The organism is Lentibacillus halodurans, from assembly GCF_900112045.1.
GTDB classification, from domain to species: domain Bacteria; phylum Bacillota; class Bacilli; order Bacillales; family Amphibacillaceae; genus Lentibacillus; species Lentibacillus halodurans.
The window spans coordinates 99,861-117,362 of record NZ_FOJW01000005.1 but is presented as its reverse complement, the minus strand read 5'-3'; the positions used below and the strand labels follow the sequence as shown (position 1 = coordinate 117,362).

At 41.7% G+C, this 17,502-nt stretch carries 14 protein-coding genes; 3 read left to right on the top strand and 11 right to left on the bottom strand.

Features of this window, described 5'->3' with window-relative positions; genetic code table 11:
• Positions 1–58: 58 nt before the first annotated feature.
• The 6 genes from BM195_RS07465 to xylA form a co-directional block, all read right to left on the bottom strand.
• The gene (locus BM195_RS07465) at positions 59–1,231 is read right to left on the bottom strand and encodes a sugar ABC transporter permease (RefSeq protein ID WP_090235972.1); all 1,173 of its coding nucleotides are present in this window, start codon (positions 1,229–1,231) and stop codon (positions 59–61) included.
• Positions 1,212–2,750, bottom strand: a complete 1,539-nt coding sequence (locus BM195_RS07460; protein WP_090235969.1) for a xylose ABC transporter ATP-binding protein — start codon at positions 2,748–2,750, stop codon at positions 1,212–1,214. The genes BM195_RS07465 and BM195_RS07460 overlap by 20 nt, the downstream gene beginning before the upstream one ends.
• Before the next feature lie 88 nt (positions 2,751–2,838).
• The gene (gene xylF / locus BM195_RS07455) at positions 2,839–3,924 is read right to left on the bottom strand and encodes a D-xylose ABC transporter substrate-binding protein (RefSeq protein ID WP_090235966.1); all 1,086 of its coding nucleotides are present in this window, start codon (positions 3,922–3,924) and stop codon (positions 2,839–2,841) included.
• Positions 3,925–4,044: 120 nt separating this feature from the next.
• The gene (locus tag BM195_RS07450) at positions 4,045–5,469 is read right to left on the bottom strand and encodes an endo-1,4-beta-xylanase (protein ID WP_090235960.1); all 1,425 of its coding nucleotides are present in this window, start codon (positions 5,467–5,469) and stop codon (positions 4,045–4,047) included.
• Between the two features lie 192 nt (positions 5,470–5,661).
• Complete coding sequence (gene xylB / locus BM195_RS07445; protein WP_090235957.1) at positions 5,662–7,161, bottom strand: xylulokinase; 1,500 nt, start codon at positions 7,159–7,161, stop codon at positions 5,662–5,664.
• A gap of 5 nt (positions 7,162–7,166) precedes the next feature.
• Entirely contained in the window at positions 7,167–8,492 is a 1,326-nt protein-coding gene (gene xylA, locus BM195_RS07440) for a xylose isomerase (protein WP_090235954.1), read from the bottom strand.
• Positions 8,493–8,647: 155 nt separating this feature from the next.
• On the opposite strand from xylA, the gene BM195_RS07435 reads away from it, so the two are divergent.
• On the top strand, positions 8,648–9,268 hold the full coding sequence (locus BM195_RS07435) for a YesL family protein (RefSeq protein WP_090235951.1): 621 nt from the start codon (positions 8,648–8,650) through the stop codon (positions 9,266–9,268).
• Positions 9,269–9,295: 27 nt separating this feature from the next.
• Here the strand turns inward: BM195_RS07435 and BM195_RS07430 are convergent, their stop codons facing one another.
• The 3 genes from BM195_RS07430 to BM195_RS07420 all read right to left on the bottom strand — a co-directional run bounded on the left by BM195_RS07430 (position 9,296) and on the right by BM195_RS07420 (position 12,427).
• Positions 9,296–10,117, bottom strand: coding sequence for a carbohydrate ABC transporter permease (locus BM195_RS07430; protein WP_090235947.1), 822 nt, complete (start codon positions 10,115–10,117; stop codon positions 9,296–9,298).
• 15 nt (positions 10,118–10,132) lie between these two features.
• A complete protein-coding gene (locus tag BM195_RS07425; protein ID WP_090235944.1) occupies positions 10,133–11,011 on the bottom strand; it encodes a carbohydrate ABC transporter permease in 879 nt (292 codons plus the stop codon).
• A 171-nt stretch (positions 11,012–11,182) separates the two neighbouring features.
• Positions 11,183–12,427 (bottom strand): extracellular solute-binding protein, encoded by a 1,245-nt coding sequence (locus BM195_RS07420; RefSeq protein WP_090236363.1) that lies wholly within the window; start codon positions 12,425–12,427, stop codon positions 11,183–11,185.
• Positions 12,428–12,624: 197 nt separating this feature from the next.
• Here BM195_RS07420 and BM195_RS07415 point away from each other — a divergent pair, with 197 nt between their 5' ends.
• Both BM195_RS07415 and BM195_RS07410 read left to right on the top strand, forming a co-directional pair.
• Positions 12,625–13,806 (top strand): ROK family transcriptional regulator, encoded by a 1,182-nt coding sequence (locus tag BM195_RS07415; protein ID WP_090235941.1) that lies wholly within the window; start codon positions 12,625–12,627, stop codon positions 13,804–13,806.
• Between the two features lie 34 nt (positions 13,807–13,840).
• Positions 13,841–15,457, top strand: a complete 1,617-nt coding sequence (locus tag BM195_RS07410; RefSeq protein WP_090235938.1) for a glycoside hydrolase family 43 protein — start codon at positions 13,841–13,843, stop codon at positions 15,455–15,457.
• 376 nt (positions 15,458–15,833) lie between these two features.
• Here the strand turns inward: BM195_RS07410 and BM195_RS07405 are convergent, their stop codons facing one another.
• Positions 15,834–16,613: a Cof-type HAD-IIB family hydrolase gene (locus BM195_RS07405; protein WP_090235933.1), complete on the bottom strand. Its 780-nt coding sequence runs from the start codon at positions 16,611–16,613 to the stop codon at positions 15,834–15,836.
• 60 nt (positions 16,614–16,673) lie between these two features.
• Positions 16,674–17,396 carry a GntR family transcriptional regulator gene (locus tag BM195_RS07400; RefSeq protein WP_090235930.1) on the bottom strand — a complete coding sequence of 241 codons (723 nt, stop codon included), beginning with the start codon at positions 17,394–17,396 and terminating at the stop codon, positions 16,674–16,676.
• Between the last annotated feature and the right edge of the window lie 106 nt (positions 17,397–17,502).

Sequence of the window (17,502 nt, the reverse complement as noted above, 5' to 3'; positions counted from 1 at the left end):
TCCCTTCTAGTTATTCGTTACGCCATGCTTCCAGTCCTCATTGAATTCGGCTAACATTTCATGATGAAACTGATGACTGTTTTTTGCTTGAGATATCAATCCACACGGCAACAATTAAAATTAATCCTTTTACAATCGACTGCCAAAACGTCTCGATGTTCATCATACTCATACCGTTATCAATACTAGCCATTATAAGTGCACCAATAATTGCACCTACAATATTGCCCCGGCCACCCATCAAACTGGTTCCGCCGATCACACACGCGGCAATGGCGTCGAGTTCATACATTTCACCTGCACTCACACTTGCTGCGTTAAGCCTACTCGTTAAAATAACACCCGCTACTCCAGCAAGCGCTCCCATCAGGACGAAAACAGATAATGTATTTCGCTTAATATTGATTCCTGATAAGGCAGCAGCTTCTTCGTTGCCGCCAATCGCATAGATGTATCGGCCAAAGGAAGTTTTATTTGAAATGAAAATGAATAGACCGCCAAAGAAAATCACGATAAGCAAAGGAACAGGGATACCATTGTAACGATTCAGCATATATGTCAGCAGAAGGATTAATATAGTATATACGATTAATGTTCCATAGATTTTAATCGGCTTTTCTATTATTAAACCTAATTGCTGTCGTTTATGCTGATTTCTCCAAGCCGAAAAGAATAATAGAACAACCCCCACAAGTGCTAATAGGTAACCAACGCTGTATGGTAAATAGCTATTCGAAATAATTTTGAAGCCTTCATTGAGCGGTGCTACTGTTTGTCCATTACTAATTCCAATCAATATACCTCTAAAAATTAACATGCCGCCCAGCGTGACGATAAAAGCAGGAACAGCACGATAAGCTACCCACCACCCTTGCCATAAACCAAGCAAGGCACCTGCAGATATTGCAGCTAATACGACCCAGACAGTATCCCATCCAAACCAAACTTGTAGAATAGCCGCAATACCGCCGGTTAATCCGGCCAGTGATCCAACTGAAAGGTCAATATGGCCGGCGACAATCACAAGTGTCATACCAATTGCCAAGACAGCTATGACCGTCATCTGTGCAAACAGGTTTGATAAATTTCGTGATGACAGAAATTCACCACCTGTCAAAATACCAAAGATTAAAACGATCATCATTAATGCAATGATCAAGGCGTAGGACTGCGCATTAAATTTAAAGCTTAATTTCTTTTCAGCCGGTTTTTCAGTTGATGACTGGGTCATGATTATCCCTCCTTGTTGTCGCCAATTTCATGACACTTTCCTGCGTTGCTTCTTCCCTTGAGAGTTCTCCTGAAATGGTACCATCTGCCATCACAAGGATGCGGTCCGACATCCCCAGAATTTCTGGCAGTTCAGAAGATATCATGACAATCCCTACCCCTTGCTGCGATAATTCATTGATAATTTTATAGATTTCACTTTTTGCACCGACATCTATACCTCTAGTCGGTTCGTCCAAAATAAGGACTTTTGGGTTGGTAAACAGCCACTTGCTCAAAACGACTTTTTGCTGATTTCCGCCACTTAATTGGTCAACTTTCGCTTCCAAACTATGGGTTTTGACATTCAACTTATTTGTCATTTCCTCTGAGCTTTTTAACTCTAACGAGGCGTCAATCAACCCTTTGGGCATCACATTTCGTAAAGCGGCAAGCGTCGCGTTTTTGGTAATTTCCATCCCCAATACCAGACCATACCGTTTACGGTCTTCAGATACATAAGCTAATCCAGCCTTGATTGCATCAGACGGTTTTTGAATATTTGCTGATTGTCCATCGATTGTCACTGATCCATATGACTTGCCAGGATATCCACCGAAGAGACTTATAAAAAGCTCTGATCTGCCTGCCCCCATTAAACCTGATACACCCAAAATTTCTCCTTTTCTCAGCTTGAACGAAACATTATCTGCAATCTTTTCGTCAGTTGATTTATGATAGAATGAATAGTTTTGAACACGTAATATTTCTTCTCCGATCTCGTGTTCTTCATAAGGAAAATAGTCGGTTAATGGTCTGCCTACCATTTTGGTAACAATCGTATCCTCTGTTATTTCGTCGACATTAAATGTATCGACTGTCTGACCATCTCTTAAAATCGTTACCGAATCAGCCAGCCTCATCACTTCGCCGAGCTTGTGGGAGATATAAATACAGGTAACACCTTTTGCTTGGAGATCCTTCAAAATCGCAGCTAATACCTCTACTTCACTTTCTGTAAGAGCTGCTGTTGGTTCATCCAAAATTAAAATCTCCGCATGTTTTGTAAGTGCCTTAACAATTTCGATTAATTGTTGTTTGCCAACTGTCAGATCCCCCAATTTTCTTTGTGGATCTATATCTAGCCCAATGTAATCTAACCATCTCTTTGTTTCTGCATAAATCCTGTTCCAATTCAGTACTTTTTCCCGCATTAAATCACTGCTTAAGAAAATGTTTTCTCCAATAGTCATTTCAGGTACCAAAGCCAGTTCCTGATAGATAATGGCTATTCCGGCTTCCTGTGACGCCTTAATATTGCGAAAGCTCACTTCCCTGCCTTCAATCATTATTCTTCCATCAAAACTGCCAGCAGGATATACACCGCTTAAGATCTTCATAAGCGTGGACTTACCGGCACCATTCTCGCCACACAGGGCATGAATTTCCCCTTTTTCAACGGACAATGTGACATGATCCAATGCCTTCATCCCGGGAAATTCTTTTGTGATACCTTCCATTTGCAGTGCATACGCACCCATACAAGATTCACCTCTTTCATCAACTCACTAAGAAAAGAAGAGAGTTCCCCCTCCTCCCCAAAGGCTGATGGCAGCCAATGTTCATAAGTTATTCCGGTTTTTCCGGTCGTTCATCTTCCGGTACATTTTCATACACATCCTCGAAAGAATGAAATCCATCCGCAATAACGGTATCGACTAAGTTATCCTGGCTTACTTTGATTGGTTCAAGTTTAATAAATGGTACATCCACCGTACCATTATTAACTGTGTCTTCTGCTTCGGTATCCTCGCCATTAGCAAGTTGCACGGCTACTTCAGCGTTTTTGGCTGCGATGTCCTGAATAGGCTTATATACTGTCATGGACTGTTTACCTTCTGCAATTCTTTGAACCGCTGCTAAATCGGCATCCTGTCCGGATATAGCTACTTCACCTGCAAGGTTTTGTGCAGCTAGTGCCTGCACTGCACCACCAGCCGTGCTATCATTTGTTGCTACAATCACATCAATATCATTTTCATTTGCAGTCAATGCATTTTCCACGATACTCATAGCAGTTTCGGCAGACCATCCTTCTACCCATTGGTCTCCAACCACTTCGATGTCACCGTTTTCAATCAATGGGGCTAAAATATTCATCTGGCCATCCCTGAACATTTGTGCATTATTATCTGTCGGTGCACCACCCAAAAGAAAATACTTACCTGCTGGTACCTGTTCAACTAAATATTCAGCTTGCATCTCCCCAACACGTTCATTATCAAAAGACACATAAGCATCAATTTCTGCATTGTTTATCAATCGATCATATGCTACAACTGGTATATTTTCTTCCTTTGCCTGATTAACAACAGGACTTAACGCATCAGAGTTATTCGCAATGATCACTAATACATCAATACCTTGTGAGAGCATATTTTGAATTTGAGACAATTGTTTTTCATCTTCCCCGTCAGCTGACTGAACCAGCACCTCCGCACCCAGTTCCTCTGCCTTATCCACGAAAATATCACGATCATGCTGCCACCTTTCCAACGTTAAATCTGCTACCGAAAGTCCGATCGTAATATCGTTGTCTGATGATGCATCATCGTTATCATTACCATTGGAGGCGTCCTGTCCGCATGCCGCAGCTAAAAGCAGTAAGAAAGCTGATATGACTGCCAAAACGCCGGATTTAAATACCTTACTCATTAAAAATTACCCCTTTCATTCAAATTTCATTCAACTTGGACTTTGTTCGTACAGCAAATAAACAAAGTAACTATACTGGGATGACGATTCTTGCAATGTCAAGCACGATAGAAAGTTTTTCTATTCCCACTTGGACATTAAATACGCAGCATTTTGATCAAAAATTTGATAAGCGTAATCGGATATGAACGCTTTTTCTTTCTTCTGATCCAATTTTTCTATGAATTTTTCCATATGTTTAATGGCCTTCTCCGGTTCTTCCTTCTCTTCAAAATAATCCACCGTTTTCAGCTGTGCCTGTAAAGATTGAGCAATGCCATGGTTTGCAAACTTGCCTTCCTGTTCGAAGTCTTCAATCAATCCCTTCATTCCATCTATGTTGTAACCCATCATTTCCCAATAGGCAGGTTTGACATTAAAATCTGGATCGAAGACAAATGGTGCATCTTTTCCAACGCCATGATTATACGCTTCCGCACGATCATCCAGCCATGTATGGTCATCTGCAATTCCCCAGAACGTCACATGACTGATTTTATCTTCCAGTTCGCCATATAGTTCAAATAACTGACTATAACGTGCTGCCTGATCAAACAGACGACCACTCTCCAGGATTTCGTCATAAGATGCGAACGCTGGTGTTGGAGGCCATCCATACAGACTGACGTCCAGCTCTGTAATTTGATTATCTAATCCCAAACTGGCAAATAGATTGATAGAATCCCTTGTTTCTTCAATAGAAGGCCATCCTATTTGAATATGTGCCTGGTGACCAACACCATCAATTGGAACGCCTTGGTCGAGCAGGTCTTTTACTAGATTATATAGGTGAGTGCGTTTTGGTTCTACTTCGGTATTGTAATCGTTTATATATAATTTGGCATTTTCGCCAGCATATTTCCTTGCTGTTTCGAATGCCGTTTTAATATAGTCTGTACCTGTCAATTGGTACCACTTTGATTCACGTAAACCTCGAGCATTGGATGCATTCGGGTCAATTGTTTCATTAACAACATCCCACGCATCTACTTCATCACGATAACGCTTCACAATAGTCTTAATATGGTTCTCCAAACGTTCAAGTAAAAGTTGTTTATTTTCTTCTCGCTGTTCAGGATCTGTTTCGTCAATCATTTCGTTTCCTTCCTCATCTAAGAAAAACCATTCTGGCACCTGGCTATGCCAAACCAGCGTGTGAAAGCGCAAAGCCATATCATTTTCTTCAGCAAACTGGACGATTTTATCCGCCTCTTCAAAATTGAATACACCCTCTTCCGGCTGAATATTGACAGGCTTCATGACATTCTCTGCCACAATGCTGCTATAGTGACGTTTTAAAATCTCTCCATGAATTCCTTCCAGTTGATATGGTTCAACTGCAGCCCCAATTGGAAAGGAATCTTCATACCTGTCTTTCATTGCCGGCACCTCTAATGCACTAATCGGCTCAATTTCCGGCTCAGCATAGATGACATTAGCTCCGGCTGCTGATAATAACAATAAAGAGAATCCTGCCACAATAGATTTTCGAAAAATGTTCTCCATCCCAAATCCTCCTTTTTTATTTTTAACTCTTTGGAAGCGGTCCGCAGCTGATTAAGAGAGACCTTTCATATGCGTCAAACCAACCAGCTCTCTCCCCATATGAAAGAGCTTACATTATATCTGATAAACAAATAGGTTCAACCCATGGCGTAATTGAACCTATTATGAAGAAATCGTTTTTCCTGTCATAATCTAGTTGCGGTATACTGCTAATCTCTCATTCAATTCTTTTGTCTGACCATAAACGTCCTGATATAAACCAAACAATTTTTTATATTTATCCACACTGTCTCTATTTGGTATAAATGACTTATCTTCCTTCAGATATGCGTTCGCACAATCCTGTAATGAATCAAACCATCCGCAGCCATAAGCAGCCAGCATTGCCGCTCCCATACCAGCTCCTTGTTCACTTGAGAGTTTCACGATTTTAGCATCAAAGATATCAGCCTGCATCTGCAGCCAGTCATCATTTTTCGCTCCACCGCCGGTTGATACAACCGTGTCAATGGTCTTGCCACTTTTTCGAAAAATATCGATCGATTCATTCAGCGAAAACGTAATGCCTTCCATGACGGCCCGAACAAAATTCCGTCTTGCGTGCGAGCTATCCATACCGATAAAACTGGCGCGTATGGATGCATCTGCGTGAGGCGTTCTTTCGCCTGCTACATATGGTGTAAACAATAAGCCATTGGACCCTATCGGAACAGAACCAACTTCAGCTGCCAAATCATCAAAAGATTCATTCTTGGCAAATACATCTTTAAACCAGCTGAGACTATAGCCTGCTGCAAGCGTAACCCCCATGGTATAATAAGCTTCCGGTGCTCCATGATTGAAATAATGCACTTTACCGTGAAAATCCTTATCACTCAGGCCCTCATACGATAACACCACACCAGATGTACCGATACTGCAAAGCGTCTTTCCCTCTTCCAGAATGCCGGATCCGATGGCGCCGCATGCATTATCCGCTCCACCAGCAAACACACGCGTTGCTTCCGATAACCCCGTCTCATCAGCCACACGTGCATCGACTGTCCCCACTTGATCATGGGAAGTAACCAATGGTGGGCAAAAATCATCATCAATGTCTAGCAGGCTGCATATTTCATGGCTCCATTCATTCCGGCCAACATCCAGTAATAGCGTCCCGGCAGCATCCGAATATTCCATATGAAGTTTTCCTGTCAGCCTATAGCGCACGTAATCTTTCGGCAGTACAAACTTCGTCGCTTTCGCAAAAATATCAGGCTCATGCTCCTTCACCCAAAGTATTTTTGGCAGCGTGAAGCCCTCCAGCGCTGGATTTTTCGTAATCCTCAGCAAACGTTCTTTGCCAACCGTATCGTGAATCTCCTGACACTGCCGGGTTGTGCGGGTGTCATTCCAAAGAATGGCATGACGAAGCACGTTATACTGTTCATCCAGCAGCACCAGTCCATGCATTTGGCCAGAAAAACTGATGCCCTCAATCTCGCCAGGATCGCCCTCAAATTGATCGAGCATTTCCCTCAGGGCTGCTATCGTCTGCTCCACCCACACCTCCGGATCCTGTTCACTGTACCCGGTTTGTGGCTGGATTAATGGATAAGATCTGGAAACTTCCTGAGCGATTTCTCCATTTTGATCCACAAGCAGCAATTTGACTGCACTTGTCCCTAAATCAGCACCAATCACATACGTCATAGTTATTACGCTCCTGCATATGCTTTCAGCAAGTATTGGTTAATCGTTGCTTTGATGTACTCAAGACGTCCGGATTGATTTTGAATACCATCCAGGTTCAAGGCGTGTTCTTCCAGTTTATGAAAGTCTGTCGTGCCATCTTCAATCTCTTTGCCGATTCCCTCGTCAAAACTGCTGTACCGTTCCTCGATCACATTATCGAGCACTTGGTCATCAATTAATTTCTGTGCCACTTTTAATCCGACTGCAAAACTGTCCATTCCGGCAATATGCGCATGGACCAAATCTTCCGGTTCAAAGGATCCCCGGCGGACTTTCGCGTCAAAATTCAAGCCGCCGCGGCCGAGACCGCCGTTTTTGATGATTTCATACATCGCCAGTGTCGTTGCATACAAATCTGTCGGAAACTCATCCGTATCCCATCCCAGCAGCTGATGCCCCTGGTTGGCATCGACAGAGCCCAAAATATTATTAACACGGGCATAACGGAGCTCATGCTCAAAAGTGTGCCCCGCCAACGTAGCATGGTTTGCTTCAATATTGAATTTGAAATGATTCTGCAGCCCGTAACGCTGTAAAAAGGCGTAACCGCTGGCAACGTCAAAATCATATTGGTGTGTTGTCGGCTCTTTTGGTTTCGGCTCAATCAAAAATTGCGCATCAAATCCGATTTCTTTCGCATAGGCAACTGCCATATGGTAAAACTTGCTCAAGTGGTCCAATTCCCGTTTCATGTCGGTGTTCAGAAGCGTCTCATAGCCTTCACGACCGCCCCAGAACACATAATTTTCAGCGCCCAGTTCCTTGCCGATTTCCAACCCTTTTTTGACTTTCGCCGCCGCATAAGCGAAGACATCTGCATTATTGGATGACCCCGCACCGTGTACAAACCGTGGATGGGTAAAGTTATTTACCGTATTCCACAGCAGCTTGGTCTTGCTGTCTTTCATATAATCCTTCATCATGGCGACAATCGTATCGATATTTTGATTGGATTCCCGCAAATGACTGCCTTCCGGGGCAATGTCGACATCGTGGAAACAGAAATACGGCACATCCAATTTTTCGAACAGCTCAAATGCCGCGTCAACCCGAGCTTTAGCCCGGTCCATTCCATCATAATGGTCCCATGGGCGGACAGCGGTTCCTGCACCGAATGGATCAGATAAATCCTCAGTAAACGTGTGCCAGTATGCAACAGAGAATCTCAAATAATCCTCCATTGTTTTGCCGCCTACTTTTTCTTCTGGATTGTAAAATTTAAATGCATAAGGATTTGTGGAATTAGATCCCTCATATTTAATGTTGCTGATGTTGCTGAAATAGGTCATGGTTCATTCCTCCTGAAATTTTTCTTGATATTTAAAACGAATTCACTCACTATAACAATCCTTCATGTCAAACACTTCATGATGATGTATAATCGTGTTATAGTATGAAACTGACGCCAATGAGTTTTCTGAATCCCCCGATGGAGGGTATCTTAATGAATATGTTCGCCAGTACACTTTATCGAATAATGGAATGGATTACCCGTTTCGCTTATGTCCAATTATTATGGATCTGTTTTACATTTTTCGGGTTTGTCATCCTTGGATTCTTTCCCTCAACGGCTGCTATGTTTGCCGTTGTACGTGATTGGATACGAGGAAAAACGGATATTCGCATTTTTAAAACATACTGGAACTATTTTAAAACTGATTTTTTCAAAGCGAATCTTTTTGGAATCCCAATTATCTCTATCACTCTATTAATCGGTATCAATGTTTATTATATTCAAATTGATATAAGTGAACATTTGACCTGGACTTATATCCCATTATTCGCTTTTATGTTTTTATTTACTTTATTACTGTTTTATTTATTCCCGGTATTTGTGCACTACGACCTGAAGATATTCAAAGTGATTAAAAACACATTTTTAATCATGCTTATTAGCCCAATTCATAGTTTACTCATTGTAATCAGCCTCGTTTCCCTCTTTTGGTTGATGAAATCCATCCCGGCTTTAGCATTTATATTCGGGGGCAGTATATATGCATTTATCACGATGTGGCTAAGCATGCATGCCTTTCGCAGCATCGAACGGAAAAAGGGATCCGTATAATAAAAGCTTTGAATTTTCACTGCCGAATCAACCTTTAACAGCACTCGATGAGATCCCTTCCACCACTTTATTGCTAAAGAAGATAAAGGCTACCAAAATGGGCAATAAGCTGATGATCAATGTTGCCCCGATTGCACCCCAATCCGTCATATACTGACCGATAAAGTTTTGGATGCCGACCGTCAATGTTTTGAATTCATCTGAACTGATAAATGTATTCACAAATACAAACTCGTTCCAGTTATAAATCATGTTGATAATGACGATCGTTGACAAAACAGGCGCAGTCATTGGGAGAATAATCCGGAAAAACATCCGGTGAATGGAACAGCCATCTATGATCGCTGCCTCTTCTATTTCACGCGGCAATGTATAGTAAAAGCCAAGCAAAATCATCATCGTAATCGGCAGGTTATAGGCCGTATACGTGATGACAATTGACAATGGATTATCAATCAGGTTCACATTCAAAAACATGCTGAACAACGGGATAATAGCGGAATGGATCGGAATCATCAGACCGACCATGAACAATCCAAGTACCAGTTTATTCAGCTTCCAATGCATTCTTGTAATCGCAAAAGTTGCCATACTCGCCAAAATGGCGGTAAATATAATCGCCACTGCTGTTATCCAGACACTGTTCCAGAAATAAAGACCAATGCCACCTTCCCATACCTTTAGATAATTTTCCCATCGCCACTCCGTCGGTAAAGCAAATGGCGACCCTGCAAAAATTTCCCGATTGCTTTTTAATGAAAAGAGCAACAGCCAGATGATCGGGAAAATTTGAAATACAGCTACAATCCCTAAGCATATGTATAGAAAAACATATCCGACTCGATTCATGGCACAACCTCCTCTCTAGTATTGTATCTCGTCTTTTTCAGCTGTTAATTTCCGAACAATGACCGTGACAATCAGCGTGATAATCAACAGAAGAAAACCAATGGCACTTCCATAACCGAATTCGTTCGTATTAAAAGCCAGTTTATACATATAGGAGGCCATTACCTCGCTAGCACCATTTGGCCCGCCGCCTGTCATGACATAAATTAGATCAAAGTATTTCAATGACCCGACAATAGCCAGCACAATGGTAACCTTGACGACACTCTTAATTAACGGAAGCTTAATTCTATATGCGATCTGCAAAGGAGATGCGCCATCTATTCGTGCCGCTTCAATAATTGTTTCGGGAATATTTTTCAGCGCAGCATAATAGATTAAAATATAAAAACCTGCATATTGCCATAAAATGGGGATAAAAATCGCATATAATACGATATCCGTATCCGCCAGCCACGCAGGCGGATTTTCAAATCCAATTGACATTAAAATTCGGTTCAGCATTCCGTTAGCAGGATTAAATACTTTGATCCACAGCTGAGCTATTGCCACGGAGGATAATAACATCGGAATGAGATAGATTTTCCTTAAAAGATCTGCCCCCTTTATTTTGGAAGCTAGAATCATCGATATACCAAGATAAACAATCAAGCTTAGAGTCGAGAATAATGCCAGTAAAAAGGAATGTAATGCACTATCCCAAAATTTCAAATCCTGTACTGCATTGATGTAGTTTTCCAGCCCAATAAACTCCATTTCTCCTATACCATCCCAATCCATCAGGCCATAATAACCTGTCAGGATTAAAGGAATAAAAATTAATACACCAATCAGCAATAAAGCAGGAAGAACGTACATAGCTATGATCCATTTATTGGACATTACTTTATTCATTGCATTCAACCCCAAATCTTTTTAGAAAGCTTTGATTTATCGTTAAGCCTTTGTGGCATTTTTACAGACAGAAAATGATGATACTTTCCCATCTGTCTAACTGAGAAAAGGGCATGCCATCAAATGCCCTTTTCTGTAATTGTATACGTTTCTTAAGATAATCTATTTAAATTATTCTTCTTGCGAAAGGGCCTCTTCATGTGCTTTTGCAAAATCCTCCGGTGACACTTCCCCTCCAAACAATGCCTGAATCTGGTTTAAATGAACTTCTGCCGTATCAGGACTCATTTGCACATCTGCAAACAATGTTATATTGCTTGCATTATTTAAATCATCCAATACATCCACATACATTTGAGGCAGATCCAGGGATTCAGCATCTACTTTAGTAGCCGGGATAACACCCGCTTCTGAAACGGATTTTTCACCCCATTGCTGCGCAAAGAATGATGCAAAATCTTTTGCTTCTTCTTTGACGTCTGAGTTCTCAGAAACAAATAACCCTACACCCGGACCGCCTACATAGCTGTCCTTATCACCATTTCCTTCAACAGTCGGGAAATCAAAGTATCCTACTGAGTCTCTGAATTCTTGCGGTACTTCCTCATTTGTTGTGTAGTTTGGCAAATCCCACGTCGCAATCAAATACATAGCTGTTTGTGCATTCATAAACATACTTTTAGCTTCCTGGTCAGAAAGCCCGTTAAAGCCATCATTAAAAGCATTCATATCTACTAGATTCTGAACTTCCTCCGCTGCCTGGACCAAAGCTGGATCCTCAAACGTCCCTTCCCGGTTGATGGCGCTGGTCAAAACATCTGAACCGCCAATCCTGTCAGCGAAATACATATACCATAGTGATCCGGTCCAGCGATCAGCATTACCTAAAGCGATTGGTGGCACACCATTTTCGTCCAATGTTTGCACAACGTTCTTAAACTCTTCGTAGGTTTCGGGTGCCTCAAGACCATGCTCATCAAAAATAGATTTATTATAGAATACGGTTGCTATATTTAATTCAAGCGGCAGCCCATATGTTGTCCCATCCACCGAAAATGCTTCTGTCGTTCCGGATACAAAGGCATCCTGTAATTCATCACTTTCTGCAACATCATCCAGGGAAGCAAATTTGTTACCTTCCACAAATGGCTCCATATACCCTGCAGCCCATGTCATGCCAACATCAGGTAATTCGTCAGATGTAGATAACACTTGAATTTTATCCTTATACTGCTCATTGCTTAGTACTTCAAGATCAATGGTAACGCCTTCATTTTCACTTTCGTATTCTTCTATAATCTCGTCTACAATTCTATTATGTTCCGCCGAACTGCCTTCAGGCCACAAGTGCATAAACTTAATCGTTTTATCACTTTCAGAATCTGCACTGCTGTCGGAATCATTGCAGCCTGCCATGAACAAAGCCAATACCGTCACAAACAAAACAATTGTAATCGCTTTCTTTTTCACACTAAATTACCCCCTGATTATCATTTTTACATTCGATCCGAATGCTTATTTTAAATATTAACAAAACGAACTTTGTTTGTCTAGTGGATAAACAAAGTTTTCCGTGATATAATACTTAAAAAAGAGAAAGTGATGAAGCAAATATGCTACAAAACAAAACTTGGAATCAAAACACTATTAAAAATGGCAACAAATCCCTTGTTCTGGAAACGATTATGAATCATTCCCCCATTTCCAGAGCGGATATTGCAGAGAAAACCGGATTAAACAAGGGAACAGTATCATCCCAGGTCAATGAGTTATTGGACGAAGATTTGATTTATGAAAAAGGCCCCGGCAAGTCAAGTGGCGGAAGAAAACCCGTTATGCTTCTGTTTAATGAGGTTGCTGGTTATTCAATCGGTATTGATATCGGAGTTAATTATATACTCGGTATTCTGACCGACCTTAAAGGAAACGTTTGTAAAGAAAGCTCACTGGTATTTAAAGAGCTGACGTTTGAAGAAATCAAACAAAAATTATTTGAAATAGTTGATTTCCTTGCCTCCTCTGCCCCTTCAAACAGATATGGCATTGTCGGAATTGGCATCGGCGTCCCCGGCGCAACCGATAAGAATGGACAAGTTTTACTGGCCCCCAATCTTGGCTGGGAAAATGTTGATTTAAAATCAATTATGGAAGAAAAATATGACTGCCCTGTCATCATTGAAAACGAAGCAAACGCCGGAGCTTATGGCGAAAAGAAATTTGGAGCTGGTGCTGACGATATTATCTACGTAAGTGTAGGCGTGGGGATTGGTGTCGGCCTTATATTGAACGGAGAGTTGTACCGGGGCAATAACGGCTTTTCAGGCGAAATGGGGCATATGACCATTGAAACAAATGGAACAAAGTGCAGGTGCGGCAATAACGGCTGCTGGGAACTTTACGCATCTGAACAAGCTTTAATGAACAATTCCGGCCATTTTGGCATTGAGTATGCTAATGAGGATAACATTTTAGAAAAGATGGTGAACCTGGCGGTAGAAGGAGATAAAGAAGCTATGAAGCTATTTGAAACAATAGGAGATTATTTAGGAATTGGCATCATTAACATTATCAATTCTTTTAATCCGCAACAGGTCATCATAGGCAACCGCATGGCAGATGCAAAAAAATGGATCGAACAGCCATTACTTAAAAGGGTGAATAAACATGTACTCTGGTTTCAGCAAAATCATTTGCAAATCAGCTTTTCCGAGTTGTCTGCTCATTCGACAGCTTTAGGTGTAGCTGCTTTTTCAATTGAATATTTCTTTAAAATCCATAGTCATTCTTTTGCTTAAAAGTATGATTTAAATTTTAAAAAGAGGTGATCATATGGCAACTATACAAAACCCAATTTTGACAGGGTTTAATCCTGACCCAAGTATTTGCCGTGCCGGGGAAGACTATTATATTGCTGTTTCTACGTTTGAATGGTTCCCCGGGGTTGGTATCTATCATTCTAAGGATTTAAAAAACTGGCGGCTGATTTCAAGACCACTGAACCGGGTCAGCCAGTTAAACATGAAAGGAAATCCCGATTCCGGCGGCGTCTGGGCACCTGCTCTTTCCTACAGTGACGGAATGTTCTGGCTGATTTATACGGATGTCAAAGTCGTTGATGGTGCCTGGAAAGATTGTCATAACTATCTTGTAACAAGTGACACAATTGACGGCGATTGGTCTGATCCCGTTTACTTGAACAGCTCCGGATTCGATCCTTCGTTATTCCATGATGACGACGGGAGAAAGTATTTGATTAACATGCTTTGGGATAGTCGTGCCGGCCATCATGATTTTTATGGTATTGTGCTTCAGGAATACAGTCATGAACAGAAAAAACTGATCAATAAAGAGAAAGTCATCTTTAAAGGGACAGATATAAAGTTGACGGAAGCCCCACACTTATACAAATTCAATCACTATTATTATTTATTGACTGCTGAGGGCGGAACAAGGTATGAACATCAGGCGACCATAGCACGTTCTGACAATTTATGGGGACCATACGAAATTCACCCTGAAAACCCGTTGATTACATCATGGCCACATCCAAGAATCCCACTTCAAAAAGCAGGCCACGCTTCCATCGTTAAGACACATACAAATGAGTGGTTCCTGGTACATTTGACAGGACGGCCGTTGCCTAAAGAAGATCAGCCATTGCTGGACCAGTCGAGAGGGTATTGTCCATTAGGAAGAGAAACTGCCATACAACGATTGGAATGGAAAGGTGACTGGCCATATGTTGTTGGCGGAAACAGCCCTTCTGTCGAAATCGAAGGACCAGAAATCCATGAAGTCCAATGGGATAAGGATTTTGATGAAAAAGACGATTTCAATTCCAGCACATTGAATCATCATTTCCAGTCACTGCGGATCCCATTAGGTGAAAATATTGCATCGTTAAAAGACAACCCTGGTCATTTACGGCTTTATGGCCGTGAATCGCTGACGTCAAAATTTACGCAGGCTTATATCGCCCGTCGCTGGCAGCATTTTAATTTTACCGCTGAAACAAAAGTTTCCTTTAACCCTGAATCCTTTCAGCAAGCTGCTGGATTAGTCAATTATTATAACACGCAAAACTGGACAGCTTTCCAAGTGACTTGGGATGAGGAAAAAGGCAGAATCCTGGACTTAACCATATGTGATCATTTCTCATTTGAGCAGCCGCTCCAGGATAAAATTTCGATTCCGGATGACGTTGAGTATGTATACTTGCGCGTTAACGTTAAAACAAACACTTATCATTATGCTTATTCACTTGACGGTCAGGAATGGGCTGAAGTTCCGGTAACTTTATATTCGTTTAAGCTATCTGACGATTACATCGATGGCGGCGGGTTTTTTACCGGGGCATTCGTGGGCATGCAATGTCAGGATACTTCCGGTAAAAATTTACATGCTGATTTTGATTACTTTACTTATCGAGAGAATACTGACAGGTAAATGCAAATTAAAGAGGAATGATCCAATAACCATCTAAATGGTGCTGCCTGTTGAATCATTCCTCTTTTATCTGCTCTATTGATTTCGTGTTTCTCCCGCTCGAGTTGGTGCTCCGCTCGCACAAGTTTTACTTGCTCCCGCCCGAGTTAGAGCTGCGCTTGCACAAGTTCACGACACTCCTGCACGAGTTGACGTTACGCTCGTACACGTTTGAGGTGTGTTCGCACGAGTTTAAGGCAACTTCACCCACAAGTTAGAAACGCCCTCCCTCGCACATTTCAAATGATTTTACTATGGAGGATTTTTGGCAAGGGCCAAACATCAACTCAATAGAACAATCAAAAGGATGATTTTCGGCATTGGCCGAAAACCACCCTCACCCCAACAATCCAACCATCTTCAACCCATGTCGGATACCATCCTCATTCACATCTTTCGTCACAGCACTCGCTGCTTCCTTGACGATATCAGATGCGTTTCCCATCGCAACACTGGTTTGGACGGACTTGAGCATTTCAATATCATTCAGCCCGTCACCGAATGCATAAACATCATGCGCAGGAATCTGTAACTGCCGAATCAGCTGCCCAATACCTGCTGCTTTGGAACCGCCGGACGGCATAACATCAACGGAAAAATCATGCCAACGGACAAAGTCAAGCTCGTGAAAAGCCTGATCGTATTCTACTTCACCTTCACCCGTGCAAAACAACAGTGTCTGATAAACCTCCCCATCCTTATAAAATTCAGGATTATACGTGACGTCCTGATCAAGCTTCAGCGATTCAATGGCTGTCTTAACATGTGGATGATGCCTTGTATTGGTATACCAGTCCTCATGATTGAGATAAACGAGCGGATGATTCCGCTCTAAAGCGTATTTTTCCAGCCTGGCGAGAGCAGCCGGATTCAGCGGATTTTTATAAATCGCTTCGTTGTTGTGCACGACATACTGCCCATTGATACTGACATACGTACCGATATTTAATTCTTCGAGTAACGGTTTAAACGCGAATGGTGCCCTTCCTGTCGCAATTGCCACATAGTGACCGGCTTGCTGTAATTCTGCAATCGCCTTTCTTGTCGAATCCGGCAGCTGCTTCTCGTCATCAAGCAGTGTACCGTCTATATCAAAGAAGATGAGTTTTTGTGTCATGTGTTTTCCCCATTCCATCTCATTTATAATTTCTTATCTTTCCGGAAAATAGGCACCCCGCTACTCCCCATTCCTTGATGACACAACTTTAAATGAGTACTTATGCGGGTGGAAATATACTTTCGAGTACTCAAAAACCGTTCCATCCTTGAACGTGGAGAATGCCTGCATGAATAATAATGGATCACTTTCAGCAATATGCAAGTGTTTCATCATTTCTTCATTGGGCATCATTGGTATAAGCTCACCATGGCGCCTGTCAATGTTATAGCCTTTGCTGCTGACATATTCGTATTTTGATCGCTTCATCACATCAATAGATAGGTCCGGAAAGAGATCAACAGGTAAATAGGATGCTTCCAAAATAAGTGGTTCAGAATTCGCTAGCCGCAACCGTTTGACGTAATAAACTTTTTCGTTTGCTCCTATTTTCAATTGCTCCCTGGCCTCTTCAGGTGGTGCCATGAGCTGAAATTCCAATATCTCGTTGGACGGATTATTATCCAGAATGCTCATTTCCTCGGTAAACCCCTGCAATTTCAGTATATCATGCTCTATTTTTTCATGACTGATGTACGTACCACTTCCTTGAACACGATACAGGATGTCTTCCTCAACAAGCTGTTTGATAGCCTCTCTTATCGTTACTCTGCTGACTCCATAAGTTTTGGCCAATTTTGTCTCAGAAGGAATGGCATCTCCATGCGTTAATTTTGCATTTGCAATATCATCTTTAATGTTGTTCGCAATTTGTTTGTATAGCGGCATAGAATCATTCCACATTTCCTCGATCAACCTTTCTATTTACTGTATTAAGTGTACCATGCTCCGATCACTTTTCATACCAATTTAATATTTGTATTAAATTGGTATTGATATCGCTATAAAA

Bases quoted from the DNA above. Each gene is read 5' to 3' on its own strand.
- BM195_RS07405 (WP_090235933.1), bottom strand. From the start codon at position 16,613: ATGACACAAAAACTCATCTTCTTTGATATAGACGGTACACTGCTTGAT.
- BM195_RS07435 (WP_090235951.1), top strand. From the start codon at position 8,648: ATGAATATGTTCGCCAGTACACTTTATCGAATAATGGAATGGATTACC.
- xylB (WP_090235957.1), bottom strand. From the start codon at position 7,161: ATGACGTATGTGATTGGTGCTGATTTAGGGACAAGTGCAGTCAAATTG.
- BM195_RS07400 (WP_090235930.1), bottom strand. From the start codon at position 17,396: ATGTGGAATGATTCTATGCCGCTATACAAACAAATTGCGAACAACATT.
- xylA (WP_090235954.1), bottom strand. From the start codon at position 8,492: ATGACCTATTTCAGCAACATCAGCAACATTAAATATGAGGGATCTAAT.
- BM195_RS07460 (WP_090235969.1), bottom strand. From the start codon at position 2,750: ATGGGTGCGTATGCACTGCAAATGGAAGGTATCACAAAAGAATTTCCC.
- BM195_RS07430 (WP_090235947.1), bottom strand. From the start codon at position 10,117: ATGAATCGAGTCGGATATGTTTTTCTATACATATGCTTAGGGATTGTA.
- BM195_RS07450 (WP_090235960.1), bottom strand. From the start codon at position 5,469: ATGGAGAACATTTTTCGAAAATCTATTGTGGCAGGATTCTCTTTATTG.
- BM195_RS07425 (WP_090235944.1), bottom strand. From the start codon at position 11,011: ATGAATAAAGTAATGTCCAATAAATGGATCATAGCTATGTACGTTCTT.
- BM195_RS07415 (WP_090235941.1), top strand. From the start codon at position 12,625: ATGCTACAAAACAAAACTTGGAATCAAAACACTATTAAAAATGGCAAC.
- BM195_RS07420 (WP_090236363.1), bottom strand. From the start codon at position 12,427: ATGGCAGGCTGCAATGATTCCGACAGCAGTGCAGATTCTGAAAGTGAT.
- BM195_RS07410 (WP_090235938.1), top strand. From the start codon at position 13,841: ATGGCAACTATACAAAACCCAATTTTGACAGGGTTTAATCCTGACCCA.
- xylF (WP_090235966.1), bottom strand. From the start codon at position 3,924: ATGAGTAAGGTATTTAAATCCGGCGTTTTGGCAGTCATATCAGCTTTC.
- BM195_RS07465 (WP_090235972.1), bottom strand. From the start codon at position 1,231: ATGACCCAGTCATCAACTGAAAAACCGGCTGAAAAGAAATTAAGCTTT.